25 protein-coding genes are annotated in these 22,096 nt (G+C 56.9%); 12 read left to right on the top strand and 13 right to left on the bottom strand.

Annotated elements, in window-relative coordinates; genetic code table 11:
- The first annotated feature begins 83 nt into the window (after positions 1 to 83).
- Positions 84 to 446: an SUF system Fe-S cluster assembly protein gene (locus tag AC2FJW_RS01345; protein ID WP_142634063.1), complete on the top strand. Its 363-nt coding sequence runs from the start codon at positions 84 to 86 to the stop codon at positions 444 to 446.
- Between the two features lie 22 nt (positions 447 to 468).
- On the opposite strand, the gene AC2FJW_RS01350 is transcribed toward AC2FJW_RS01345, so the two are convergent.
- Complete coding sequence (locus AC2FJW_RS01350; protein ID WP_496749008.1) at positions 469 to 798, bottom strand: hypothetical protein; 330 nt, start codon at positions 796 to 798, stop codon at positions 469 to 471.
- A gap of 200 nt (positions 799 to 998) precedes the next feature.
- Between AC2FJW_RS01350 and AC2FJW_RS01355 the strand changes: the two genes are divergently transcribed.
- Positions 999 to 1,364: a HesB/IscA family protein gene (locus tag AC2FJW_RS01355; protein WP_142634067.1), complete on the top strand. Its 366-nt coding sequence runs from the start codon at positions 999 to 1,001 to the stop codon at positions 1,362 to 1,364.
- Here AC2FJW_RS01355 and AC2FJW_RS01360 read toward each other — a convergent pair.
- Positions 1,361 to 2,284, bottom strand: coding sequence for an isopenicillin N synthase family dioxygenase (locus tag AC2FJW_RS01360; protein ID WP_496749009.1), 924 nt, complete (start codon positions 2,282 to 2,284; stop codon positions 1,361 to 1,363). The two genes, AC2FJW_RS01355 and AC2FJW_RS01360, sit on opposite strands and share 4 nt — an antisense overlap.
- A 116-nt stretch (positions 2,285 to 2,400) precedes the next feature.
- Here AC2FJW_RS01360 and tpiA point away from each other — a divergent pair, with 116 nt between their 5' ends.
- Positions 2,401 to 3,150, top strand: coding sequence for a triose-phosphate isomerase (tpiA, locus tag AC2FJW_RS01365; RefSeq protein WP_496704700.1), 750 nt, complete (start codon positions 2,401 to 2,403; stop codon positions 3,148 to 3,150).
- On the opposite strand, the gene AC2FJW_RS01370 is transcribed toward tpiA, so the two are convergent.
- The 6 genes from AC2FJW_RS01370 to AC2FJW_RS01395 all read right to left on the bottom strand — a co-directional run bounded on the left by AC2FJW_RS01370 (position 3,151) and on the right by AC2FJW_RS01395 (position 10,108).
- On the bottom strand, positions 3,151 to 3,462 hold the full coding sequence (locus tag AC2FJW_RS01370) for a DMT family transporter (RefSeq protein WP_281994682.1): 312 nt from the start codon (positions 3,460 to 3,462) through the stop codon (positions 3,151 to 3,153). It abuts the gene before it with no gap.
- Positions 3,463 to 3,617: 155 nt separating this feature from the next.
- Positions 3,618 to 4,994 (bottom strand): TRAP transporter large permease, encoded by a 1,377-nt coding sequence (locus AC2FJW_RS01375; RefSeq protein WP_271946870.1) that lies wholly within the window; start codon positions 4,992 to 4,994, stop codon positions 3,618 to 3,620.
- Positions 4,994 to 5,671 (bottom strand): TRAP transporter small permease, encoded by a 678-nt coding sequence (locus AC2FJW_RS01380; RefSeq protein ID WP_496691312.1) that lies wholly within the window; start codon positions 5,669 to 5,671, stop codon positions 4,994 to 4,996. Before AC2FJW_RS01380 ends, AC2FJW_RS01375 begins: the two co-directional genes overlap by 1 nt.
- A gap of 113 nt (positions 5,672 to 5,784) precedes the next feature.
- Entirely contained in the window at positions 5,785 to 6,786 is a 1,002-nt protein-coding gene (locus AC2FJW_RS01385) for a DctP family TRAP transporter solute-binding subunit (RefSeq protein ID WP_496679567.1), read from the bottom strand.
- Positions 6,787 to 7,148: 362 nt separating this feature from the next.
- Positions 7,149 to 8,378 (bottom strand): sigma-54-dependent transcriptional regulator, encoded by a 1,230-nt coding sequence (locus tag AC2FJW_RS01390; protein ID WP_271946867.1) that lies wholly within the window; start codon positions 8,376 to 8,378, stop codon positions 7,149 to 7,151.
- Positions 8,375 to 10,108 carry a sensor histidine kinase gene (locus AC2FJW_RS01395; RefSeq protein ID WP_496749010.1) on the bottom strand — a complete coding sequence of 578 codons (1,734 nt, stop codon included), beginning with the start codon at positions 10,106 to 10,108 and terminating at the stop codon, positions 8,375 to 8,377. The genes AC2FJW_RS01390 and AC2FJW_RS01395 overlap by 4 nt, the downstream gene beginning before the upstream one ends.
- A 47-nt stretch (positions 10,109 to 10,155) precedes the next feature.
- Here AC2FJW_RS01395 and AC2FJW_RS01400 point away from each other — a divergent pair, with 47 nt between their 5' ends.
- A complete protein-coding gene (locus tag AC2FJW_RS01400) occupies positions 10,156 to 11,337 on the top strand; it encodes a cytochrome P450 (protein WP_496749011.1) in 1,182 nt (393 codons plus the stop codon).
- Positions 11,338 to 11,340: 3 nt separating this feature from the next.
- On the opposite strand, the gene AC2FJW_RS01405 is transcribed toward AC2FJW_RS01400, so the two are convergent.
- Positions 11,341 to 11,820, bottom strand: coding sequence for an Lrp/AsnC family transcriptional regulator (locus tag AC2FJW_RS01405; RefSeq protein ID WP_142634084.1), 480 nt, complete (start codon positions 11,818 to 11,820; stop codon positions 11,341 to 11,343).
- Between the two features lie 142 nt (positions 11,821 to 11,962).
- On the opposite strand from AC2FJW_RS01405, the gene cobA reads away from it, so the two are divergent.
- The 7 genes from cobA to infC all read left to right on the top strand — a co-directional run bounded on the left by cobA (position 11,963) and on the right by infC (position 17,586).
- Complete coding sequence (gene cobA / locus AC2FJW_RS01410; RefSeq protein WP_496749012.1) at positions 11,963 to 12,739, top strand: uroporphyrinogen-III C-methyltransferase; 777 nt, start codon at positions 11,963 to 11,965, stop codon at positions 12,737 to 12,739.
- Positions 12,739 to 13,053 (top strand): DUF2849 domain-containing protein, encoded by a 315-nt coding sequence (locus AC2FJW_RS01415; protein ID WP_496749013.1) that lies wholly within the window; start codon positions 12,739 to 12,741, stop codon positions 13,051 to 13,053. The genes cobA and AC2FJW_RS01415 overlap by 1 nt, the downstream gene beginning before the upstream one ends.
- A 65-nt stretch (positions 13,054 to 13,118) precedes the next feature.
- On the top strand, positions 13,119 to 14,783 hold the full coding sequence (locus AC2FJW_RS01420) for a nitrite/sulfite reductase (RefSeq protein ID WP_496749014.1): 1,665 nt from the start codon (positions 13,119 to 13,121) through the stop codon (positions 14,781 to 14,783).
- Positions 14,773 to 15,534 (top strand): phosphoadenylyl-sulfate reductase, encoded by a 762-nt coding sequence (locus AC2FJW_RS01425; RefSeq protein WP_496749015.1) that lies wholly within the window; start codon positions 14,773 to 14,775, stop codon positions 15,532 to 15,534. The genes AC2FJW_RS01420 and AC2FJW_RS01425 overlap by 11 nt, the downstream gene beginning before the upstream one ends.
- Positions 15,531 to 15,938: a DUF934 domain-containing protein gene (locus AC2FJW_RS01430; protein WP_496695306.1), complete on the top strand. Its 408-nt coding sequence runs from the start codon at positions 15,531 to 15,533 to the stop codon at positions 15,936 to 15,938. The genes AC2FJW_RS01425 and AC2FJW_RS01430 overlap by 4 nt, the downstream gene beginning before the upstream one ends.
- Before the next feature lie 109 nt (positions 15,939 to 16,047).
- Positions 16,048 to 16,881: a ferredoxin--NADP reductase gene (locus AC2FJW_RS01435; RefSeq protein WP_496695304.1), complete on the top strand. Its 834-nt coding sequence runs from the start codon at positions 16,048 to 16,050 to the stop codon at positions 16,879 to 16,881.
- Between the two features lie 123 nt (positions 16,882 to 17,004).
- Complete coding sequence (gene infC / locus AC2FJW_RS01440) at positions 17,005 to 17,586, top strand: translation initiation factor IF-3 (RefSeq protein ID WP_246097134.1); 582 nt, start codon at positions 17,005 to 17,007, stop codon at positions 17,584 to 17,586.
- Positions 17,587 to 17,634: 48 nt separating this feature from the next.
- On the opposite strand, the gene AC2FJW_RS01445 is transcribed toward infC, so the two are convergent.
- The 3 genes from AC2FJW_RS01445 to AC2FJW_RS01455 form a co-directional block, all read right to left on the bottom strand.
- Positions 17,635 to 18,024, bottom strand: coding sequence for a hypothetical protein (locus AC2FJW_RS01445; RefSeq protein ID WP_496749016.1), 390 nt, complete (start codon positions 18,022 to 18,024; stop codon positions 17,635 to 17,637).
- 73 nt (positions 18,025 to 18,097) lie between these two features.
- Positions 18,098 to 19,414 (bottom strand): aspartate aminotransferase family protein, encoded by a 1,317-nt coding sequence (locus AC2FJW_RS01450; protein WP_496749017.1) that lies wholly within the window; start codon positions 19,412 to 19,414, stop codon positions 18,098 to 18,100.
- Positions 19,411 to 20,178, bottom strand: coding sequence for a beta-keto acid cleavage family enzyme (locus AC2FJW_RS01455; RefSeq protein ID WP_496749018.1), 768 nt, complete (start codon positions 20,176 to 20,178; stop codon positions 19,411 to 19,413). The genes AC2FJW_RS01450 and AC2FJW_RS01455 overlap by 4 nt, the downstream gene beginning before the upstream one ends.
- Before the next feature lie 83 nt (positions 20,179 to 20,261).
- Between AC2FJW_RS01455 and AC2FJW_RS01460 the strand changes: the two genes are divergently transcribed.
- Positions 20,262 to 21,161, top strand: a complete 900-nt coding sequence (locus AC2FJW_RS01460) for a MurR/RpiR family transcriptional regulator (RefSeq protein WP_496749019.1) — start codon at positions 20,262 to 20,264, stop codon at positions 21,159 to 21,161.
- 52 nt (positions 21,162 to 21,213) lie between these two features.
- Here the strand turns inward: AC2FJW_RS01460 and AC2FJW_RS01465 are convergent, their stop codons facing one another.
- Complete coding sequence (locus AC2FJW_RS01465; protein WP_496749020.1) at positions 21,214 to 22,005, bottom strand: FAD binding domain-containing protein; 792 nt, start codon at positions 22,003 to 22,005, stop codon at positions 21,214 to 21,216.
- Between the last annotated feature and the right edge of the window lie 91 nt (positions 22,006 to 22,096).

Consider the following 22,096-nt stretch of genomic DNA (forward strand, 5'->3'; position numbering starts at 1 on the left):
CCTTAAGGGGGTGTCATTGTGCCTCTGGACGCTGCCCGAGGCTTTCCCTATATAATTCGTCAGGTAACAAACCCGAGGCACGAATGACTCATCCGAGCGAACAGTTTGAAGGCACACCTCTTATTGCCCCTTCAACGATTGAACACCCTCTTTATGAGCCGGTGGTCGACGCCTGCCGAACGGTTTATGACCCCGAAATCCCTGTAAACATCTATGATCTGGGTCTGATCTATACGATCGACATCACCCAGGAAAACGCGGTCAAGGTCATCATGACACTGACCGCGCCCGGCTGCCCGGTTGCCGGCGAAATGCCTGGGTGGATCGTCGAGGCAATCGAACCCGTGGCCGGCGTAAAAGAAGTTGACGTGGAACTGACCTGGGAGCCCCCCTGGGGCATGGAAATGATGTCAGACGAAGCGCGCCTGGAACTTGGATTTATGTAAGGCCAAGTGCGAAGGCCTGCTGTTATTGAATTCCGCAGGTCGATTTGATTTCGTCCGACCTCTGGTTAAGCTTCTGTATGTAATCTCCTGATAACATAGTTAGTTTTTTCTTTTCGGTTCCAGTCACAAGGCCTAGAAGCGCCCCAGCAGGTGTAATGGCAATTACACTTTTGGCCTGCTCTTCCTCCGCATGTTTTCGTTCGGTTGCAATCGCGCGCAAATCACCTTCTGCCGTTGCACAGTTTACCGGATGTTGCTTTTCTTCTGCGATCGCCGTCTGAGCCAAAAACACAGAGAGCATCAGAGAAGGAATTGTAAGAATATCTTTTTTTCTAAACCAAAGTCTTTTCATGCTATTCAGCCTCAAATATTTTCCAAAAGTGGATCATGGGTCAGGCTATGACGAGTGTAATTTGCAAAGCAAGCTTTGCTTACCCGCTGAGGTAGAAAAACTATTCCGACAGGAAAACTTAGGTAAGAAAACCTGCTATGTCTTGAGCCTGATGCCTCGGGGCACTACATTAGCAACTACGAACAACGACGGAGATCATGATGTTCGGCATCCCCGGCAAACAGGCCGTAACAATGACACCAAAGGCTGCAGAGCAGATTGCCCGCCTGATGACTTCGGGCGGTCATGCTGGTTTGCGTATTGGCGTCAAGAAAGGCGGCTGTGCCGGGATGGAATACACCATGGACTATGTCGACCAGCCTGACACCAATGATGAAGTGGTCGAGCAGGACGGCGCGCGGATCATGATCGCCCCGATGGCACAGATGTTCCTGTTTGGAACAGAGATCGACTATGAGGTCTCGTTACTTGAATCCGGTTTCAAGTTCCGCAACCCGAATGTTGTAGATGCCTGCGGTTGCGGAGAATCCATCAAGTTCGACGAAAGCATTGCAACTCAGCCTTAAGACGCTGCCTGCAAGTGCACATAGGTCTCGTTGAACCGACGCGTCAAGTGCTCTCCTGCCTGGATGACATTCTCTGAATGTGGCGGGGCAACATTGGTGTCATAAGACGGGTTGAAGAACAAAGGAACCGACAGCCTTTCAGCAGATCCACCGATCACACGGTGCAGAGTTGCCTTGACCGCCCCTGCCGTCCAGAGCTCCAGCATCTCCCCAAAATTGATAATGAATGTTCCGGGCTGCGCTTGGACCTGAGCCCAACTCTGGTCCGGCATCTGTACCTCTAACCCGGCTCGACCATCGGTGGCCAGCAGAGTCAGACAGCCATAATCAGTGTGCGCTCCGATACCGAAATCCTTTTCGCCTGCCCAGACTGGCCTTTGCGGGTAATAATTGCCGCGCAACAGGGCCATGGGCGTGTCGAAGGCAGTGTCAAAGCTGTTGGCATCCTTGCCCAATGCCACCGAAATGGCGCGCAACACCCGCATGGCAACCGAACAAGCGTCACCATAATAGGCCTCGATGATTGATCGAAACTCGGGCACAGCTTCCGGCCATTGGTTCGGGGCATAAACCGAGAGGTTCTTGCCAAAGTACCTATTGGTCTCAGCTAGCTCGTATCCGCAATCGAACACCTCTTTGAAGTCAGGATTTGCAGCTGGATCTACCTGTTCCGAGCGCGAGGCGCCCCACCCACGGTTGGACCCGGTCACAGCCATATCAACGCGCCGTTTCTCGGCCTCTGGCAGCCGGAAGAATGCGTGATATGCCGAGATGACCCGTTCCACCCGACAGGCGGAGATACCAGTATTGGACACGGTCAGAAACCCAACTTCACCGACGGCGCGGGTCAATTTGGCCAATTCCGCCGTGTCGCACCGATCCAGTTTTTCAAGATCAAGATGTTCGATCATATTGCTCATTCCTCATCGCGGCGGAAACTGCCGTTTTGCAACGGGCTCTGCAACCGGAATTGTCAGACCTGACTGGCAATGATATCCGGTCACCAGAAAACCGATTTATTTCAAGGGGACGCGATATGCGGCGTAAACTGGCGGCTGGAAACTGGAAGATGAATGGTAATGCTGCCGACTTGAGCGAGCTTCAGGCCCTTTCTCACATGCATGCTGCCCCGGCAGTTGATATTCTGATCTGCCCACCTGCCACCTTGATCCATCGGGCCAAAGAGAAGGTCCCGGGCGGAAACATCCAGATAGGCGGTCAGGATTGCCACGCGGCAAACTCGGGCGCGCATACAGGTGACATTAGCGCCCAGATGCTGGTCGACGCCGGAGCGTCAGCCGTCATTCTTGGCCATTCTGAACGCCGCGAAGACCATGGTGAACAGAATGAAGATGTTCGTGCTAAGTCTATTGCCGCTATGAATGGTGGGCTAAAGGCAATCATCTGCGTCGGTGAAAGCCTGGAACAGCGCGAGGCCGCCAATACCCTGGATATAATCGGCGGTCAGATGTCCGGCTCGATCCCGGATCAGGCAACGGGCGAAAACCTAATAGTCGCCTACGAACCGATCTGGGCCATTGGCACGGGCAAAGTGCCCACTCTGGATGAAATCGGTCAGGTGCATGACTTTATCCGCGCGCGGCTGGAACGGCGCTTTGGCGAAGGCGTTGGGCGTTCGGTCCGGCTGCTTTATGGCGGCTCGGTCAAGCCATCGAACGCCGCCGAGATTTTCGCCGTGTCGAACGTGGATGGTGCGTTGGTTGGCGGGGCAAGCCTGAAGGCTGACGATTTCTCGGGCATCATTCAGGCTCTGGAACAGGCCTGATCAGGCCAGTTTCATCGTCACCATCCCGGCAATGATCAAGACTGCCGCGCAGATCCGCGTGGCGGTCAGGGCTTCGCCCAAAAACAAGATGCCGACGGTAAACGCGCCAACCGCTCCTATTCCCGTCCAGATGACATAGGCTGTTCCCAAAGGCAGCGTCCGCATGGCCAGTGCCAGCAAGGTGAACGAACCCAGCATCGAAACCGCCATCAGGGCGGTCGGCCAGAACCGGGTGAACCCGGCAGATTGCTTCATCGCCACGGCCCAGACAATTTCAAGCAGGCCAGCAAACAACAGGATAATCCAGGGCATAGAAGAGACCTCTGATCAGTCCGGGTCGTCCCGGATACTGTCCCGTGATGGAGAGGTCGTCCTCTGCCTTTAGATAATCCCCATGGCGCCCCGTTCAAGACGCAGTGACCGGGCAGAGATCCCCTGCCCGGTCTTTTTCTCAGCGGTTGGACCCGCTAGTTTGTTATGATCTCCGGCCCCATGAAGGTGTTGGGCAGGAAGGTGGATATCCACGGGATATAGGTCACCATGATCAGGAAGACGAACAGGACCGCCAGGAATGGCAGGGCCGCCCGGACAACGCCCATCATCGGCATGCCCGCCACGCCCGAGGTCACGAACAGGTTCAAGCCGACCGGCGGTGTAATCATCCCGATCTCCATGTTCACAACCATGATGATGCCTAGGTGAATCGGGTCGATGCCCAGCTCGATTGCAATCGGGAACACCAGTGGTGCTACGATAACCAGCAGGCCCGAAGGCTCCATGAACTGGCCGCCGATCAGCAAGATCACATTGACCACGATCAGGAAAGTCACCGGTCCCAGACCTGCCGACAGCATGGCAGTTGCTATGTGCTGCGGTACCTGTTCATCCGTTAGAACATGTTTCAGGATCAGGGCGTTGGCGATAACGAACAGCAGGGTAACGGTCAGTTTCCCAGCTTCGAACAACGTCTGCTTGGTGTCGGGGTGAAAAATCGCCGTGATCAGCGCATAAGGCTTTCTGAGCAAAGAGATATTCTTTTCCTCACCCTCGGTGCTGAGGGGACCCATGTCCTTGTAGACGAAGCTGGCAATCAAAAATGCATAGACTGCGGCCACCGCAGCGGCCTCGGTCGGGGTAAAGATACCCCCATAGATGCCACCCAGAATGATCACGATCAGGAACAGACCCCAACCTGCTTCGCGTGCCGAGACAAGGATTTCGCCCCAGCCTTTCCATTCACCCTTGGGTAGGTTCTTGACCTTGGCCATCACATAGATGGTAATCATCAGCATCAGCCCAGCCAACAGGCCGGGGATCACACCGGCGAGGAACATGCGCCCGACAGAAACTTCGACAGCGGCGGCATAGACCACCATCACGATCGACGGCGGAATCAGAATACCCAGCGTCCCTGCGTTACAGATAACGCCAGCGGCGAATTCCTTAGAATAGCCAACCTGCCGCATGCCAGCGATCACAATCGAACCAATGGCCACCACCGTAGCCGGAGACGACCCCGACAGGGCCGCAAACAGCATACAGGCGAACACGCCCGCAATCGCCAGACCTCCGGGCAAGTGCCCCACGCAGGCAATCGAGAAACGGATGATGCGCCGAGCCACGCCGCCCGTGGTCATGAAGGACGAGGCCAGAATGAAGAAAGGGATCGCCAGCAGGGTAAAATGCCCTTCGAAAGCCTCAAACAAGGTACCTGCGACCGAAGCGAGCGAACTGTCGGAATAGATCAGCAGAAACAGGGTCGAACTGAGCCCCAGAGCCACCGCAATCGGTACACCGATCAACAGCAAGCCTACGACCATCGAGAACAGAAGAATGACATCCATCAGTTGTGCTCTCCTTGCTGAGCGCGGACTTCTTCAATCTCGTCCTCGACTTCGTGGCTAGCGACCATCCGATCGGCTTCGCCGCGCCAAATCTGTACCGCAACCTGCGCAAAGCGGATCACCAAAAGTAGCATCGACACGGGCAGAACCAGATACGGCACCACCTTGGGCAGTTTTTCATAGCCCTCGCCATAGTTGATCAGATCCTCCAGAAACCGCAGCGGGGCAACCATCGGAATGTCGTCGACCTCATAAAAGCTCTGACTGCGCGCATCGAAGTTGAACCCGGTAGGGAACCATCGCCCCGATGTGGGCGGCAGATCCGCGAACACGGCCCAATAGTCATATGCGCCTTTTAGCATCAGCAGAGAAAACACCAGACAGCAGACTACAGCGATCAGAGCCAAAATCCGTCGAGGCGCCGGGCTGAGCATGTTCAGGATGGCGTCCACTCCCAGATGAGCGTGTTTCTTGACGGCATAAGACGCCCCAAGCAGCACCAACCAGCCGAAGGCGAATACCGTCAGCTCTAGTGCCCATAGGATATTGGAATTAAAGAAATACCTTGCGATCACATTGGCAAATGTCACAGCCGTCATCAGGCCCAGCAACGATGCGATCAAGGTTTCTTCGATATGGTCGACCAGCCCGCCTTGGCCGGATTGCGCACCAGACATCTATCTGTCCCCACATTTTGTTGAGATAAGTGCTGTTTGGGCGGGCCAAATCGGCCCACCCTGCCTGCGCGTCGAATACTCCCCAGTCCCCGGACGCGCGGCGTATACCAGGATCAGAACCCGGCGTTGATAGCCTGTGCGGCGTCGATCTTTTCTTGACCCACGTCACCGGCGAACTGTTCCCAGACAGGTTTCATGGCGTCGATCCAGGCCTGACGCTGTTCAGGGTTAAGTTCACGGATGATACCGCCCGCATTTGTGATCGAGACCTTGGCTTCCTCGTTCACCGAGAAGGATTCTTTGTTCCGCTGTTCTGTCACTTCGCCCAGAATGGTCAGGAACTGTTCGCGCACCGCAGGATCCAGGCTGTCCAGCCAGTCAACCGATGTCACGACCAGATAGTCGATGACACCGTGGTTGGTTTCAGTGATACCGTCCTGAACCTCAAAGAACTTCTTGCCGTAGATGTTGGACCAAGTGTTTTCCTGTCCGTCGACGACACCTTGCTGCAACGCGCCATAAACCTCTGAGAAAGCCATTTTCTGCGGGCTTCCGCCAATCGCCTCCATCTGCGCGACCAGCACGTCAGAAGATTGGACGCGGAATTTCAGGCCATCGGCATCCGACGGATCGACCAGCGGTTTGTTGGCCGACATCTGTTTCATGCCATTGTGCCAGAATGCCAGCCCCTGCAGGCCACGGCGCTGCATGCTGTCTTTCATCGCCTGACCGTCAGCCGAAGCCTGAAATGCGTCTACCGCGTCAATGTTCTTGAACATGAACGGCAGGTCGAACAGGCGGAATTGCTTGGTGAACTTCTCGAACTTGGACAATGACGGGGCCGCCAGTTGCACATCGCCCTGCAACATCGCCTCAAGGACTTTATCGTCGTTATAGAGCGTGGAGTTCGGGTAGACCTCCATGCACATCACGCCGTTCATCTCATCATTAACGCGCTGTTCCAGCAACGAGGCTGCAATACCCTTGGGATGTTTATCGGTATTGGTCACATGCGCGAATTTCACGACGATTTCGCCGTCTTCACAAGCGGCCATGCCTGCGGTTGCTGTTACGGTTAGAGCGACGGCCGTCGCTGCCGTTGTCAAAAATTTCATCAGTCGAGTTCTCCCAGATACTTCACTACGTCTCCGGACGCGCAGAAGCCGTCCCATGGCGGCGAGTGAACCGAATCAGGGTCAAGCCCTCAACTTATTGTGGGCTTCACTATCGGGTAGTATTTTATCATTTATTTACTGAGTGTTACGCACTTTCTGCCTGGTATCCATTCGAGCCATTCGGGAAGCCGTGCGAGAATCCGCACATATATATGCGCCATTGTGTGGATTTCCGCACAAATATCGATTCGCCGAACGCGAATCGTTTACCAGGCTTTGGCTCTTCCCACGGTCCGCGTCAGCGGACTGCTACACCCAACAGCTTAACCGCATGACAATGCGGGAAAAGCTGGCAGGAGCTTTCACCTACGGTAGTCTTCCGGACGAATGTGATATCGCGCCAGTTTGTCGTAAAAGGTCTTGCGAGGCAGCTTTAGCGCCTTTGCGGCTTCTGATGCTTTGCCGTTATGCCGGCCAAGGGCAGCAATCAGCAGAGATCTTTCGACCCGTGCCATCTGCTCGCTCAACCCCAGTTCTGCGGCCTGCGAGACATCTTCGGGCATTCCCAGCACAAACCTCATTGCGGCTGACATCAGCGACCGTGCATTGCCCGGCCAGTCTCTGGTCATCAGCGATGCCAGATGGTCCGACGTGATTTCCGGTTCCTTTATCCCGGCCTGTTCGGCTGCCTGTGCTACATAGTGGCGGAAGATTACAGGTATATCCTCGGGGCGCTCGGCAAGCGACGGTATGCGAACGCGCATCACATCCAAACGATAGAACAAATCCGCAAGGAACCGTCCATCCGAAGACAATTCGGCCAGGTCAGTGGTCGTGCCCGCCAGAATTCGGGCGCCTACACCCTGTTCAACCATCTCCAGTGCTGCATATTGCGTGGCCTCGGGCATGGCCGAGATTTCGTCCAGAAAAAGGGAACCACCGGCTGCATCTTCGCAGACATGAACCAGATCGCTGGTCGACAAACCGGCGGATGGACGTTTGACAAATGGGCCCTGACTTTGCGGCGACATTAGGTGAACGACCTCGGCAACTTTGGACACTCCGCTGCCAGCCGGTCCGGTGACCAAAACTTCGGCCCCTGTCTGGGCTACCGTACGAACCCTTTCCCTCAGTTCTTCGGCCTTTGATGAGAGACCGAACAGCAGGCGTGCCGCTGGATCGCCGCGTTCGAGTTCGCTTTTCATTGCGCGTTGTTGCAGGACATGTTCTCGCGCTTCGGATGCCTTGCCCAACACCTTTAGCAGATCTGCCGCGGCGCAGGGCTTTTCCAAAAAGTCGAATGCGCCCTGCCCCATGGCCTGCACTGCCATTGGTATGTCGCCTTCTCCAGTCAACAGGATGACAGGCAGATCAGCATCCATATCGCGGGTGTAGGTCAACAGGTGAAACCCGTCCCGACCAGGCATCCGGATATCCGACACGATCACTCCTGCGAAATCCGCTCGGATATGATCCTTCGCCGCCACAAAGGACCCGGCTGTTACGGGTTCATAATCGGCAAGCTCCAGCGTTTGGGCCAGCGCTTCGCGCACTGCCGAGTCGTCATCGACCAAAAGCACTTTGCGGGTCATGCTGCCCCTACTTCCCTGAAATGTTCCAGTTCCACAGTGAATACCGCACCTGTCGGAGCGTTGGTGCCCCGAATATTACCACCAAAGCTTTGAACCAGACCATAAGAGATCGACAGCCCCAGCCCCATGCCCTCAGACGAACCGACAGCTTTGGTGGTATAGAACGGCTCGAACAGCTTCTCCGAGTTCTCGATCCCCGGACCTGTGTCGCTGACTGTGACCGTCAAGGTCTTGTCACTGTTTATCGAGATCTTGATCATGCGTTGTTGTTGCTCACTCATGGCATCGGCGGCGTTGTTAATCAGATTTACGAACACCTGCACCAATCTCACTTCGCCACCCCAAGCATAGATAGGGACATCCGGAGCCTGCCATTCCATACGAACGTTTTCCGAATTCAGCCGGGCCTCGGTCAGTTCCAACGCCGTTTCTATTACCTGAACCAGATCAACTCTGCCCATGGGCTCGTTTTCATTGCGGGCAAAAGCCCTGAGGTTCTTGATAATTCGCGCCATTCGCGCGGCCAAATCGGAAATTCTGGTGAGGTTCTCGGCGGCTTTTGACTCGTCACCTCTGGTCAGAAAAGCCGTTCCATTCTCGGCGAATTGGCGAATGGCCATCAGCGGCTGGTTCAACTCATGGCTAATGCCCGCCGACATCTGCCCGAGCGCACTCAACTTCCCGGCCTGTATAAGCTCTTCCTGCGCATGTTTCAGCGCCACCTCTGCCTCTTCCCGTTCATGGACCTCGCGCCGCAGGGCGGAGTTCGCGGCGGTAAGTGCATGGGTTCTGCGCGTCACGCGGCTTTCCAGCACCGCATTGGCCTCAGCAAGCGCGCGCCGGCGTTCGGTTGCCATAAACAAAAGCGCCCCGAAGGCCAGACAGATCGCAGCGACCGCCGCTGCTTGCAAATTCGCCAGACGGCGCGCCGGGGCCACATCCACCAGCACCTCGGCTGTCATGTCTATCACCGGTAGATCAAGTGTAAGGTGTAACGCACGCTGTGGCAGATACCGGCCCCAGTTCAAGGTCCAAAGCTCGTGCCGTCCGATCAGGTTCGACGAGAAATCGACCGTCTGCCCCTCGGGCGGAGCCAGACCCGGTTGGCCTTCGGTGCGGTGCCAGAACAACAGATCAGAACGGTTCGAGATGAAGACCACGCCCTCTGCGTCGACAAAGAAAATAGCCTCGGTACTGCCCCGCCAAGTTTGCTCGACATCTTGCACATCGGCGATAACCATCAATGCGCCTTCGACCGTTCCGGTGGGCCCAAAGGCGGGGGCTGCGTAAGAATAGGTCCGGTCGCCGCTTGCAGGCTCGACCCCGTGGTCGCTGCCCATCGCACCCTGCAGGGCACGCCTGAATGCGGGATGGGCTGCCATTGTCGGATCCAGCACCGGGTGGGCGGCGGCTAGCACCTTGCCCTGACGGTCCAGATAGAGAATGTTCACCGCGGCGGCTTTGTCTGCCACGTCCAGCAACACCGCCTGCGCGGTTGCGCGATCCTCGGGCGTGACCAGCGTTTGAACGGCTGGATGGCTGGCCATTAAAACGGCCAGTTCCTGATAGACCTGCATTTGTGTGCTCAGACGGTCGGCGGCCAATTCCAGATCGGCCTCAGCCTTATCGCTCAGCGGCGACAAAGCCTGACGAAAGCCGTATGACCACACCCCAACAGTGAGCAGCCCAACAGCAATCAGAAATGTCGAAATTAACCATACCCTTTGCATGACATTGGGTCTTGCATTCAACGCGCCTCATGGCAAGTGTGCCCGCCATGAAGACTTTGCATCAATCCCCTGTTGACCCGAATTTTGTCCAGAACCCTTATCCGATTTATGATGCGGCCCGCGCGCATGGCGACCTTGTGTATTGGGCCGACTACCGGATGCACGCTGCTGTATCCCACCGGGCGGTTCAGGCCTTGCTGAAGGACCGTCGTTTCGGTCGCGAAGTACCGGCGGAAATGCAACGTCCAGGTCCTGCGCATCTAGCCCCCTGGCTGATGGTCGAATCTCATTCGTTGTTAGAAGCAGAGCCGCCGCGCCACACCCGGCTTCGACGCCTGGTCCTGCGCGCCTTTACGTCACGTGCCATTGCGGCACTGGAACCAACGATCCAAGACCTCAGCCACAAGCTGATCGACGCCTTTCCGGATGCGCCCTTCGATCTTCTGGACACCTATTGCACGCAAGTTCCGGTCGTTACGATCTGCCGCCTTCTAGGCGTTCCCGAAGAGATGTCGCCCGAGCTTTTGCGCTGGTCCCATGACATGGTGGCGATGTATCAGGCCAGCCGCACACGCCAGACCGAGGATGCGGCGGCGGCCTCGGCAAAAGAGTTCACCGACTTTCTCTCGTCTTACGTCGAAAAGCGCCGGTCTGACCCTCGGGATGACCTGATTACCCGGTTGATCGCCGCTGAAGAAGATGGTGAAAAACTGTCGCGTGACGAATTGGTTGCAACTTGCATTCTGCTGTTGAATGCCGGTCATGAGGCCACGGTTCATTCTCTGGGAAATGGGCTTAGGACCGTATTGCGAAAAGGTGTAAAAGCCGATGCCTTTCAGCCTGAAACGATTGACGCCTCCGTCGAAGAAATCCTGCGCTTTGATCCCCCGCTGCATATGTTCACGCGCTATGCCTATGAAGAGATCGACCTGTTCGGGCACAGTTTTAAACGCGGTGACGAAGTCGCTTTGTTGCTTGGAGCCGCGAACCGTGATCCCCAAGTCTGGGCCGAACCTCATAAGTTCGATCCAACCCGCCCCATCCTGACCAACAGCAGCTTTGGCGCGGGTCTGCATTTCTGCGTCGGAGCACCGTTGGCCCGACTCGAAATGCGAATAGCGCTGGCGGCACTGTTCGAACGCTGTCCCAACCTAGCGCTCAGCGCGGAACCGGAATATTCCAACAGCTACCATTTTCACGGGCTAAAGCGGTTGATGGTTCAGGTCTGACCGCTAGTTCTCGATCAGGGCATTCAGCGGCAGCATGGTCGTCGACTTGATCTCTTCCATCGACAGCAGAGCCGTCACATTGTGGACGCGCACCTCGGAAATCAAAGTCTGATAGAACACGTCATAGGCGCGCGCGTTCTTGACCCGCACCTTGAGGATATAGTCGATATCCCCCGCCAGCCGGTGCGCCTCTTGCACTTCGGGGCGGTCCCGCAGGGCTTTGAGGAACTTTCGCTGCCAATCCGCCTCGTGTTCAGAGGTGCGGATCAGCACGAAGAACGTCGCCTCAAAACCAAGCGCCTCGGCATCCAATAATACCGTCTGCTGACCGATCACCCCGGCCCCTTTCAGCTTGCGGATGCGATTCCAGACAGGCGTCTTGGAACTGCCTACCCGGGCCGCTATTTCGTCCAGCGATTGGCTGGCGTCGCGCTGCAGCTCAACCAGAATTTTCCGATCCGTGTCATCAATCCGCACTGACATTCCAATTTCTTCCTCGTTTCGAAACTTTCGTATCGCTTGACCAACACAGCGAAACGCTTGTTCTTATTTATGCGCGCATATGGCGCAATACCGGGAATATTTCCTATATTGAGGGTCAAGTCAAACCAACCCGGACCGAAACATGCAAGTGACGCAAACATATCAGGACGCAGGCCATGTCGACTTTGTCGGCGCGGGCCCCGGTGATCCCGAATTGCTGACGCTCAAAGCCCTGCGCGCGTTCGAGCGCGCGGATGTGGTTCTGCATGACCGGCTGATCAGCGCCGAGGTGCTGGCCCTTGCCGGGCAAACGGCCGTTCTGGTCGATGTTGGTAAAGCCGGGTTTGGCCCCTCGTGGAAACAGGAAGACATCGACGCGCTGCTGGTAAAGCACGCCCTGAAGGGTCAACGGGTCGTGCGCCTGAAATCCGGTGACCCCACCGTATTTGGTCGTTTGGACGAAGAAATCGACGCTGTCGAAGCCGCTGGCATCTCGTGGCAGATTATCCCTGGCATCACCGCAGCCTCGGCCGCTGTTGCAGGCATCGGGCAAAGCCAGACGCGCCGCGGGCGCAATTCCTCGATCCGTTTCCTGACCGGGCACGACATCAAGGGCTTCGCCGATCACGATTGGAGCGCCCTGGCGCAGCCCGGTTCGGTGGCGGCGATCTATATGGGCAAAAAGTCTGCCCGGTTTATTCAGGGCCGCCTGATCATGCACGGCGCCGACCGAGCCACACCTGTGACGCTGATCGAAAACGCGTCGCGTCCCTATCAGCGCATATTGACCACGACGCTGGATCACATGCCCGCCGATCTGAACGCCTCGGACATGGACGGCCCCACCCTTACTTTTTACGGCCTTGCCCCCCGCCAGGCAGCCAAGGCCCTGACTGAATTCAAAAAGGAGCACGCCTGATGGCCCGCGCTTTTACCCCCAAAGTGGTAACCGCCAACGATCTTTTGGAAGGTGACGTCATCTATCTGACCGAGGACGACCGCTGGTCGCGTGAATTATCCGAGGCAGAGCTGATCACAGACGAAGCCCACGCACAGGTCCGTCTTCTGGATGCCGAACGCCAAGCAGGCAAGATTGTCGGTGCCTATCTGGCTGACGCCGTCGCCGGCGACAACGGCCCAGAGCCAACCCATTTTCGGGAAGACTTCCGCCGGACTGGTCCGTCCAACTATGCCCACGGCAAACAGGAAACTTCCCCGCAGCCCCGGGCCTGATCTCTGGCCCTCTCTCTCCCCTACAAAGGCCCCAGGTTCGGGGCTGCACTTAAGGACAGCTAATCATGTATCGCTACTCCGAGTTCGACACAGCATTTTTGGCAGAACGCAACAGACAGTTCCGCGCCCAGGTCGAGCGCCGCATTGACGGTTCGCTGACCGAGGATGAGTTCAAGCCGCTGCGGCTGATGAACGGCCTGTATCTGCAGCTGCACGCCTATATGCTGCGGGTCGCCATTCCCTACGGTACGCTGAACAGCGCGCAGATGCGCCAACTGGCCCTGCTGGCTGTAAAGTGGGACAAGGGCTACGGCCACTTCACCACGCGTCAGAATATCCAGTACAACTGGCCCAAGCTGCAGGACGTCCCGGATATGCTGGACGCGCTGGCCGAGGTTGGCATGCACGCCATCCAGACCAGCGGCAACACCATCCGCAACGTGACCGCCGACCATTTCGCCGGTGCCGCCGCGGATGAGGTCGCCGATCCGCGCCCCTATGCGGAACTGCTGCGCCAGTGGTCGACCGACCACCCGGAATTCCAGTTCATGCCGCGCAAATTCAAGATCGCCATCACCGGGTCCGAAAATGACCGCGCCGTGATCAAGGCGCATGATATCGGTCTGCAACTGGTCGAGCGTGACGGCGTTCTGGGTGCCCGTGTCATCGTCGGTGGCGGTCTGGGCCGTACGCCCATGATCGGTAAAGAGCTGTCTGACTTCGTCGCCTTCGACGACCTGCTGGCCTACCTTGAGGCCACCGTGTCCGTGTGGAACCAGATCGGTCGCCGTGACAACAAGTACAAGGCGCGCATCAAGATCACCGTGCATGAACACGGCATCGACGCCATCCGCGCCAAGGTGAACGAGCGTTTCCTGCAGGTCCGCCCGCAGTTCAAAGGCGCGGATATGAACCTGCTGGAAGAGATCAAGGGCCACTTCGCTGCACCTACCTTCCGCGAAGCGTCGGTTGCGTCGTTTGAAGGCGCCTACACCAATGATCCGATCTTCCGCTCGTGGGTGGATACAAACATTGCGCCGCACAAGAATGCGGACCACGCGATTGTGACAATCTCGATCAAGAAACACGGCGCGACGCCGGGTGATGCAACTGCCGAGCAGATGCGCGTGATGGCCGATCTGGCCGAAGAGTTCGCCTATGACGAGCTGCGCATCAGCCATGAGCAGAACGTGATCCTGCCGCATGTCCACAAATCGGACCTGCCCGCGATCCACGCAAAGCTGAAGGAATACGAGCTGGCGACCGCCAATATCGGCCTGATCAGCGATATCATCGCTTGCCCCGGCATGGACTATTGCGCGCTGGCAACGGCGCGTTCGATCCCGGTTGCTCAGGAAATTGCGACCCGGTTTGAAGACCTCAAACTGGAGCATGATATAGGCCACCTGAAGATCAAGATCTCGGGCTGCATCAACGCCTGTGGTCACCACCATGTCGGCCATATCGGCATTCTTGGTCTGGATCGTGCAGGCGTCGAAAACTACCAGATCACTCTGGGTGGTGACGGCACGGAAAACGCCGCAATCGGCGATCGTACGGGTCCTGGCTTTGCCTATGATGAGATCGTTCCGGCCGTTGAGCGCATAGTCGAAACCTATCTGGAGCAGCGTGAGGGCACCGAAGAAACCTTCCTCGAGACCTATCGCCGTGTCGGAATGGCTCCGTTCAAGGCGGCCCTCTACCCCGAGGCGCGAGCGAATGCCGCTTGATCTGATCCAGACTGAACTGGGCCGGGATAGACGTGAACTGACCGAACGGGTCAGTGAGTTGAACGCCCGGTTCCGCCACCACAGCGCGCATGACGTGATGCACGGAGCAATGGAAGAGATCGATGATCTCGCTCTGGTCTCAAGTTTCGGTGCGGAATCGGTGGTGTTGCTGCATATGGCGGCCGTGGTCGACAAGATGACCCCGGTGCTGTTCATCGACACGCAGATGCTGTTCACCGAAACGCTGGAGTATCAGCAGGAGGTGAGCGAGCGGTTGGGGTTGCTAAACGTCAAGATCATCCGCGCGGATGACGAGGATGTTCAACGCGACGACCCCTATGGCGCGCTGCGTCTGCGGGACATGGATGCGTGCTGCAACCTGCGCAAGACCTTCCCGCTGCAACAGGCATTGTTGGGATATGATGGCTGGATCACCGGGCGCAAACGGTTTCAGGCCGGGTCCCGCGCCACGCTTGATTTCTTTGAGGTCGAGGACGGCACAGGCCGGATCAAGGTCAACCCGCTGGCCCATTGGGCGCCCGAAGATGTGCGCGCCTATATGGAAGAGAACAACTTGCCCAGGCACCCGCTGGTGGCCAAAGGATACCCTTCGATCGGCTGTGCGCCCTGTACTTCGCCGGTCAAACAGGGCGAAGACCCCCGCGCCGGACGGTGGCGCGATCAGAACAAGGAAGAATGCGGCATTCATTTTGTAGATGGCAAGATGATGCGCGCCGGAGAGAACACATGAACGTTATCGTAACCGATGAGGGGTTCGCCCCCGATGATTGGACTGATGGCTATGTCACGCTGGAAGACGCGGCCAATGATGTGGTCGCGCTGGATGTCAGCTCAGACACGGATCCCGATGAGCTTGCCGAACGGCTGGGCTGCGCCAAGATGGTGCGTGTCGATTTCCCGTCCTTTGCGGATGGGCGCGGCTTTACCATCGCGCGGACCCTGCGCCTGAAAGGCTATACCGGTCGCTTGCGCGCCAAAGGTCATGTCCTTGCCGACCAGTATGCCATGGCGCGGCGCAGCGGCTTTGATGAGGTCGAGATTGAAGACACTCTGGCCGATCGTCAGCCCGAAGATCAATGGGTGGCTCGCGCCAACTGGCAGGACAACAACTATCAGGCCCGCCTGCGCGGCTAAAATCGCCTTTCGCAGCCTCAAATAGGAACGTAGGGGCAAAAGCCCCCTTTTCCTGACTTGGATCAAAGATTAAACGGAGATGTCGGTTTACTCCACCGGCAGTGAAACGATGACAGAGATGAAACCCGTGACCGAAGCAACCGCCGTGAAGGCCCCCGTTCTGCCGGACGCCCAGACTGTGACAGACGTCAAGCATTGGACTGACAGCCTGTTCTCATTCAAAGTGTCGCGCCCCGCGTCCTTGCGGTTCCGCTCGGGCGAGTTTGTGATGATCGGCCTGTTGGGTGACAACGGCAAACCCTTGCTGCGCGCCTATTCCATCGCCTCACCGTCCTGGGATGAAGAGCTTGAGTTCTATTCGATCAAGGTACAGGACGGCCCGCTGACTTCGAAACTTCAGCACATCAAACCAGGCGATCAGATCATCCTGCGGCCCAAGCCGGTTGGCACGCTGGTCCATGACGCCCTGCTGCCCGGTAAGCGCCTGTGGTTCTTTGCCACCGGCACCGGCTTTGCACCCTTCGCCTCACTGCTGCGCGAACCGCAGACCTATGAGGATTATGACGAGATCATCATCACTCATACCTGCCGCGAAGTGGCCGAGCTGGAATATGGCCGTCAGCTGATCGAAGACATTCGCCAGGACGAAATGCTGGCTGAGCTGATGGGCGAAGGTTTTGCGGACAAGATTCGTTACTACCCGACCACCACACGCGAACAGAGCCCCAAGATGGGCCGCATTACAGAGCTGTTGAAAGACGGCACAGTATTTGCTGATCTGGCGATTGAGGGCGGCATCCAGCCGGATACGGACCGCGCGATGGTTTGCGGATCATTGGCTTTCAACCTGGATATCAAAAAAATCCTCGAGGATTTCGGACTGCGCGAAGGCGCAAATTCCGACCCCAAGGAATTCGTCATTGAAAAGGCCTTTGTTGGCTAATCCGGTTTGCCGGTCTGATATGCGACATCAGATCGGCAAAAACGCGGGAATATCATGGGAAATTCACGCTGGTGGTCACTTATGCCGCTTGAAACGTCCCGCAGCCCAGTCTAAATTCCGGGCTTGAAATTCTGCAATCATCAAAGGAATGAACCCATAGCTCGCAGACCTCACAACGCGCCGCCTCAGAGAGACACCGGCCCGCGCGTCAATGATAAGATCCGTGCCCCCGAAATTCGCCTTATCGGCGCCGAAGGTGAAAATGTCGGGGTGGTTCATCCCGCCAAAGCCATGCAACTCGCGGACGAAGCCGGCCTGGATCTGGTCGAGATTTCGCCGAATGCAAACCCTCCGGTTTGCAAAATCATGGACTTTGGTAAATTCAAGTACGAAACGCAGAAACGCGAGGCCGAAGCGCGCAAAAAGCAAAAAGTCATTGAGGTGAAAGAGGTCAAGTTCCGGCCCAACACCGATACGCATGACTATGAAGTCAAAATGCGCAACGTGTTCAAATTCCTTGAAAACGGCGACAAGGTAAAGGTGACTCTGCGCTTCCGTGGTCGTGAGATGGCACACCAGAATCTGGGCCGTGAGCTGCTGGAACGTGTTGCCGTGGACACCAAGGAAATCGGCAAGGTCGAGAACATGCCCAAGATGGAAGGCCGTCAGATGATCATGATGATCGGCCCGCTGCCGCAGAAGTAAGCCCTGCGACAACTGAGTTATTCGAAACCCCCTCGGATTGAGGGGGTTTTATTTTGCGCTTCGGCTTTTGAACCAGACCCTTGCGTCATTCACATCAAATGCCAGCGAAATCAAGTCAATAACCAGTAGAAACACCAGAAATTTCGCATATCCAGTCGCCAGTTCGGCTTCGCTTGCAAATACTGCAATCACGACGAAAACCATTGGCACCCAACAGATGAGATGCGGAAATGCCATCGCTTTGCTCATCCCTCGTGCCGCCAGCATGATCGGAAGATTCAATGCCATCCCACCGATTGCGAGTGCTGCGATTAGAATACCATTTGGCTGATCCAGATACGTCAGAGGTGCCAGATTGGTCGGGATGAGCAGCACCACCAACCAGATCTGTACCCAGGCGGGCAAGTCCCGAAAACTCTTCCAGATGTCGACAATCATCATCGCTCCTTCAGGAATTGACCTTTTGTCGATACCCTATTGAGTAAAAAGAGAAAGTCAGATCAAAAGAGCGTCAGATCGCGGCTTTGAGTGCAACCCCCAGCTTATCAACCAATTCCTCAATCTGTGCGTCGTCGATAATGAAAGGCGGCGCCAACAGAATATGGTCACCACTTCGACCATCGCGCGTGCCAGACATGGGGTAACAGATCAGACCAGCGTTCAACGCCGCCTTCTTGATCTTGCCCGCGAGACCAAGTGAGGGATCAAACGGTGTTTTTCCGGCCCGATCCGAGACCAGCTCGATACCGCGGAACAGCCCGCGGCCCCGAATATCGCCGATATGAGGGTGCTCGCTGAACGCAGTTTCCAGCGCAGATTGCAGTCTATGCCCCATAAACTCGGCGCGCTGGGGCAGTTGTTGGCTCGTCAATTCCTTCAGCACCGCCAATGCCGCCGCAGTTGCCACCGGATGGCCGACATAGGTATGCCCGTGCTGGAAAAACCCTGACCCATTTTGGATCGCCTTATATATCCCGTTCGTACACAACATTGCGCCGATGGGTTGATAACCCGCCCCCAAACCCTTGGCGATGCACAGAATATCCGGGGCAATTCCATCGTGATCGCAGGCAAACAAATGCCCGGTGCGCCCCATTCCGCACATGACCTCATCCAGGATCAGCAAAACGCCATATTGATCACAGATTTCACGTATGCGCCCAAAATACCCTTCGACCGCCGGGACCGCCCCCAGCGTTGCCCCCACGACTGGCTCGGCCATAAACGCCATGACGGTTTCAGGGCCAAGACGCAAAATTTCGGCCTCCAATTCATCGGCCACCCGTTGACCATAGGCGTGGCTGCTCTCACCATCTTGCTTTTCGGCATATTCGTAGCAGGGCGCTATATGGGTCATTTCGATCAGCATCGGTGCGAATTGCGCACGGCGCCAGGCATTTCCCCCCGCTGACAAGGCCCCCAAAGTATTTCCATGATAGCTTTGGCGGCGCGCGATGACGTGGCGGCGCTCGGGCTGACCGATCTCAAGAAAATACTGCCGCGCCAGTTTGATGGCGGCCTCTGTTGCTTCGGACCCTCCGGATACGAAATAAACGCGATCCAAATCCCCGGGCGCATGATCAATCAGAAGGTCCGCTAGGGCTTCGGCAGGCTCGGACGTCATAAACCCGGTATGCGCAAAGGCGATCTTTTCAACCTGGCCTTGAACCGCCTCGATCACCGCCCTGTTAGAGTGGCCAAGACAGGACACAGCAGCATCACCGCAATCCAGATACCGCTTACCGTCAGCATCGATCAGATAGCAGCCTTCGCCGCCAACCGCGACTGGCAGCTGAGATTTCGTATGGCGTGGGAAAACGTGGCTCATGATCTATCCTCTTTCAATCTGGCAACAAGGGCCGCGACTGAGGCGGCGTTATTTTCCCAAGTGTCTCCGTTCCGATCTGCGATGCTGTTTTCAAATCCGACCCGGACATCACCGCCCAAGGACGCCGCATGTACCAGACAGTCATGCTCTTGTTTTCCAAAGGCACAGATCATCCAGGGCGAATCCCCGTCCGGAAACGCATCCAGATCCGAGGGCTTTGATTCCTGATCAGTCCGATAGCGCCCCAGAACAAGCAAACGGTCGGATTGCTGTTCGCGCACAACACCACGCTTTTGCCACCGTGTTAATAGGGCCGCATCTTCAGCGTCGTAAAGAATATGCTGAACCCGCGTCCCCTGATCCGCGCAAAGACCATAGATCCGGTCAGCCAGATCGTTATCGCGCGCGATTTCGCGGACCGAGATCGACGCCCAAGCCGGTCTAACCTTCCTCAGACATTCGAACTGGCTGCTTACATCAAAAATCCCTGCCGCCTCGGTTGTGATCTGGATGTCCAGGGCCGGAACCCTCCGCCGAAGTTCGGCAAGTGTTTCCAGATACTGTCCCGCGTCCAAAGAGTGACGGCCTTCTGTGTCCCGAATGTGCAGATGAAGACCGGCCGCACCGGCCTCATGGCATGCTCTGGCCGCTTCAAGAATTTGCACGGTTGTGACAGGCAGGGCTGGGTGATCTGCCGCACCTCGGCGCGCACCATTGGGCGCTGCCAGAATATAGGGTTCCGATTTCGACCGATGCTGTGACATTCGCTGCCCCCGTTTGCATGTTGCCGCATCTATGTAAGCAGCGTATGTTTTACATCTTCTACTTTCATAACATATGTTTTTTCATGACCGAGACCCAACACCAGCTGACAGATCATCTGAGGAAAAACATCGACCAGATGCCACCCCGGCTTCAGGCGGCAGCCAAATACATCATAGATCATCCGGCGGATTTTGGCCTCGACCCGATACGAGTCACTGCCGACAAGATCGGTGTCAGCGCAAATGTCCTTGTCCGACTGGCCCAGCATATGGGTTTTGGCGGGTTTCAGGCCTTTCGCGCACCGTTCCGGCAAAACCTGGCGACGGATACCGAAGAATTCCTTGGCGCGTCCTGGCAAACCCACATGCAAGCGAACGGCGCCCATGGTCAGCTTCAGGCTAGGCTTGCCCGCAACGAACAGAATGTCGTCGTCAGGTCCCTGCGATTGATGAGGCCCGAGACAGCGCATCTAGCCGTTGACCATATCCTCAGGTCCCGCCGTTGCTTCGTGACCGCCACCCGCGCCAGTTACGCGCTGGCCTATTACTTTTCCTATACCGGGCGCATGGCGCATCCGGGTATTCAGCTGATCCCCCGCCACATCGGCTCAGCCACGGATGATCTGCTGGATGCGGATGACAAGGACTGTCTGCTGGCAATCACGGTCAGCCCCTATTCGGCAGAAACGATTAAATCAATACGGTTCGCCCAAGAAAAGGGGCTTCGGGTCATCCTGATCTCGGACAGCGAAGTTATTGCGCCGGGTGTCGAGCCGGATGTCGCCTTTACCGTCAGCACAAGGTCACAACATCACACCTCAAGCTTTACTGGGGTCATGGCCGTGCTCGAATGCCTCATCGGCCATTTATTTGACGCAGGCGGCGAAACCGCAGCCCACCGCGTCGAGGCCTATCAAAAGGCGCGCGAAGATACCGGGGCCTATTGGCAGCCAAACAAGCTTCCGAAAATTCGCCGAAAATAGAAAAAGCCCCGAGGGACACACCCCGGGGCTTTGCGACTAAAAGCCGATTTAATTACATGCAGGCCAGCACAGCCCGCTTGGTCATCACACTGACCAGATGCGCGCGATACGCTTTGCTGCCATGAAGATCGCCGATCATGTTGGCCGGGTTGATGTTCAGCCCCATCAACGCGTCCGGTCGGAATTCAGTATTCAGCGCCTGTTCTGCTTCGGACCAGCGGAACACCCCATCCTCGCTGGCGCCTGTGACCGCCACACGCACACCATCGGCGAACCGGGCCAGATAGACGCCCACCAACGCAAAGCGCGAGGCTGGCTGCAAGAACTTCTGATAGCTCGCGGCCTGTGGCACCGGAAAGCGGATGGATGTGATGATCTCACCCTCATCCAGTGCGGTCGAGAACATGCCATCAAAAAACGCATCTGCCGCAATCTGACGGGCGTTGGTCACGATCGTGGCCCCGGATCCGAGCACACCCGCCGGGTAACAGGCCGCCGGATCGTTATTCGCAACCGAGCCGCCAATCGTGCCGCGGTTGCGCACCGCCGGATCACCGATCTGACCGGCTAATGCGGCCAGCGCCGGGTATGATCCCGCTGCCTCTTGAGCAACAACTGCATGCGGCGTTGCGCCACCGATAGAAACCGACCCGTCATCCCCAACACAGACGCCCTGCAATTCGGGAATTCCGCTGAGCGAGACGAGTGCCGATGGCGCCGCCAATCGTTGTTTCAGCGTCGGGATCAGGGTTTGCCCACCTCCCAACGCCTGCGCATCCTCAGCCCCTAAAGCGGCAACCGCGTCGGCTATGGTCGAGGGTTTCTCAAATTCGAAATTGTACATTTCGTCTTCCTTTCCGAAAGGCGCTGATCCGCCCTTCATCTGGCTATAAATATCTCGGGGAGCGCGAGGGGTTGACCCCTCGCACCCCAAC

It is taken from the genome of Ruegeria sp. CDSA020 (genome assembly GCF_059612345.1).

Bases quoted from the DNA above. Each gene is read 5' to 3' on its own strand.
- AC2FJW_RS01345 (WP_142634063.1), top strand. From the start codon at position 84: ATGACTCATCCGAGCGAACAGTTTGAAGGCACACCTCTTATTGCCCCT.
- AC2FJW_RS01350 (WP_496749008.1), bottom strand. From the start codon at position 798: ATGAAAAGACTTTGGTTTAGAAAAAAAGATATTCTTACAATTCCTTCT.
- AC2FJW_RS01355 (WP_142634067.1), top strand. From the start codon at position 999: ATGTTCGGCATCCCCGGCAAACAGGCCGTAACAATGACACCAAAGGCT.
- AC2FJW_RS01360 (WP_496749009.1), bottom strand. From the start codon at position 2,284: ATGAGCAATATGATCGAACATCTTGATCTTGAAAAACTGGATCGGTGC.
- tpiA (WP_496704700.1), top strand. From the start codon at position 2,401: ATGCGGCGTAAACTGGCGGCTGGAAACTGGAAGATGAATGGTAATGCT.
- AC2FJW_RS01370 (WP_281994682.1), bottom strand. From the start codon at position 3,462: ATGCCCTGGATTATCCTGTTGTTTGCTGGCCTGCTTGAAATTGTCTGG.
- AC2FJW_RS01375 (WP_271946870.1), bottom strand. From the start codon at position 4,994: ATGGATGTCATTCTTCTGTTCTCGATGGTCGTAGGCTTGCTGTTGATC.
- AC2FJW_RS01380 (WP_496691312.1), bottom strand. From the start codon at position 5,671: ATGTCTGGTGCGCAATCCGGCCAAGGCGGGCTGGTCGACCATATCGAA.
- AC2FJW_RS01385 (WP_496679567.1), bottom strand. From the start codon at position 6,786: ATGAAATTTTTGACAACGGCAGCGACGGCCGTCGCTCTAACCGTAACA.
- AC2FJW_RS01390 (WP_271946867.1), bottom strand. From the start codon at position 8,378: ATGACCCGCAAAGTGCTTTTGGTCGATGACGACTCGGCAGTGCGCGAA.
- AC2FJW_RS01395 (WP_496749010.1), bottom strand. From the start codon at position 10,108: ATGCAAAGGGTATGGTTAATTTCGACATTTCTGATTGCTGTTGGGCTG.
- AC2FJW_RS01400 (WP_496749011.1), top strand. From the start codon at position 10,156: ATGAAGACTTTGCATCAATCCCCTGTTGACCCGAATTTTGTCCAGAAC.
- AC2FJW_RS01405 (WP_142634084.1), bottom strand. From the start codon at position 11,820: ATGTCAGTGCGGATTGATGACACGGATCGGAAAATTCTGGTTGAGCTG.
- cobA (WP_496749012.1), top strand. From the start codon at position 11,963: ATGCAAGTGACGCAAACATATCAGGACGCAGGCCATGTCGACTTTGTC.
- AC2FJW_RS01415 (WP_496749013.1), top strand. From the start codon at position 12,739: ATGGCCCGCGCTTTTACCCCCAAAGTGGTAACCGCCAACGATCTTTTG.
- AC2FJW_RS01420 (WP_496749014.1), top strand. From the start codon at position 13,119: ATGTATCGCTACTCCGAGTTCGACACAGCATTTTTGGCAGAACGCAAC.
- AC2FJW_RS01425 (WP_496749015.1), top strand. From the start codon at position 14,773: ATGCCGCTTGATCTGATCCAGACTGAACTGGGCCGGGATAGACGTGAA.
- AC2FJW_RS01430 (WP_496695306.1), top strand. From the start codon at position 15,531: ATGAACGTTATCGTAACCGATGAGGGGTTCGCCCCCGATGATTGGACT.
- AC2FJW_RS01435 (WP_496695304.1), top strand. From the start codon at position 16,048: ATGACAGAGATGAAACCCGTGACCGAAGCAACCGCCGTGAAGGCCCCC.
- AC2FJW_RS01445 (WP_496749016.1), bottom strand. From the start codon at position 18,024: ATGATTGTCGACATCTGGAAGAGTTTTCGGGACTTGCCCGCCTGGGTA.
- AC2FJW_RS01450 (WP_496749017.1), bottom strand. From the start codon at position 19,414: ATGAGCCACGTTTTCCCACGCCATACGAAATCTCAGCTGCCAGTCGCG.
- AC2FJW_RS01455 (WP_496749018.1), bottom strand. From the start codon at position 20,178: ATGTCACAGCATCGGTCGAAATCGGAACCCTATATTCTGGCAGCGCCC.
- AC2FJW_RS01460 (WP_496749019.1), top strand. From the start codon at position 20,262: ATGACCGAGACCCAACACCAGCTGACAGATCATCTGAGGAAAAACATC.
- AC2FJW_RS01465 (WP_496749020.1), bottom strand. From the start codon at position 22,005: ATGTACAATTTCGAATTTGAGAAACCCTCGACCATAGCCGACGCGGTT.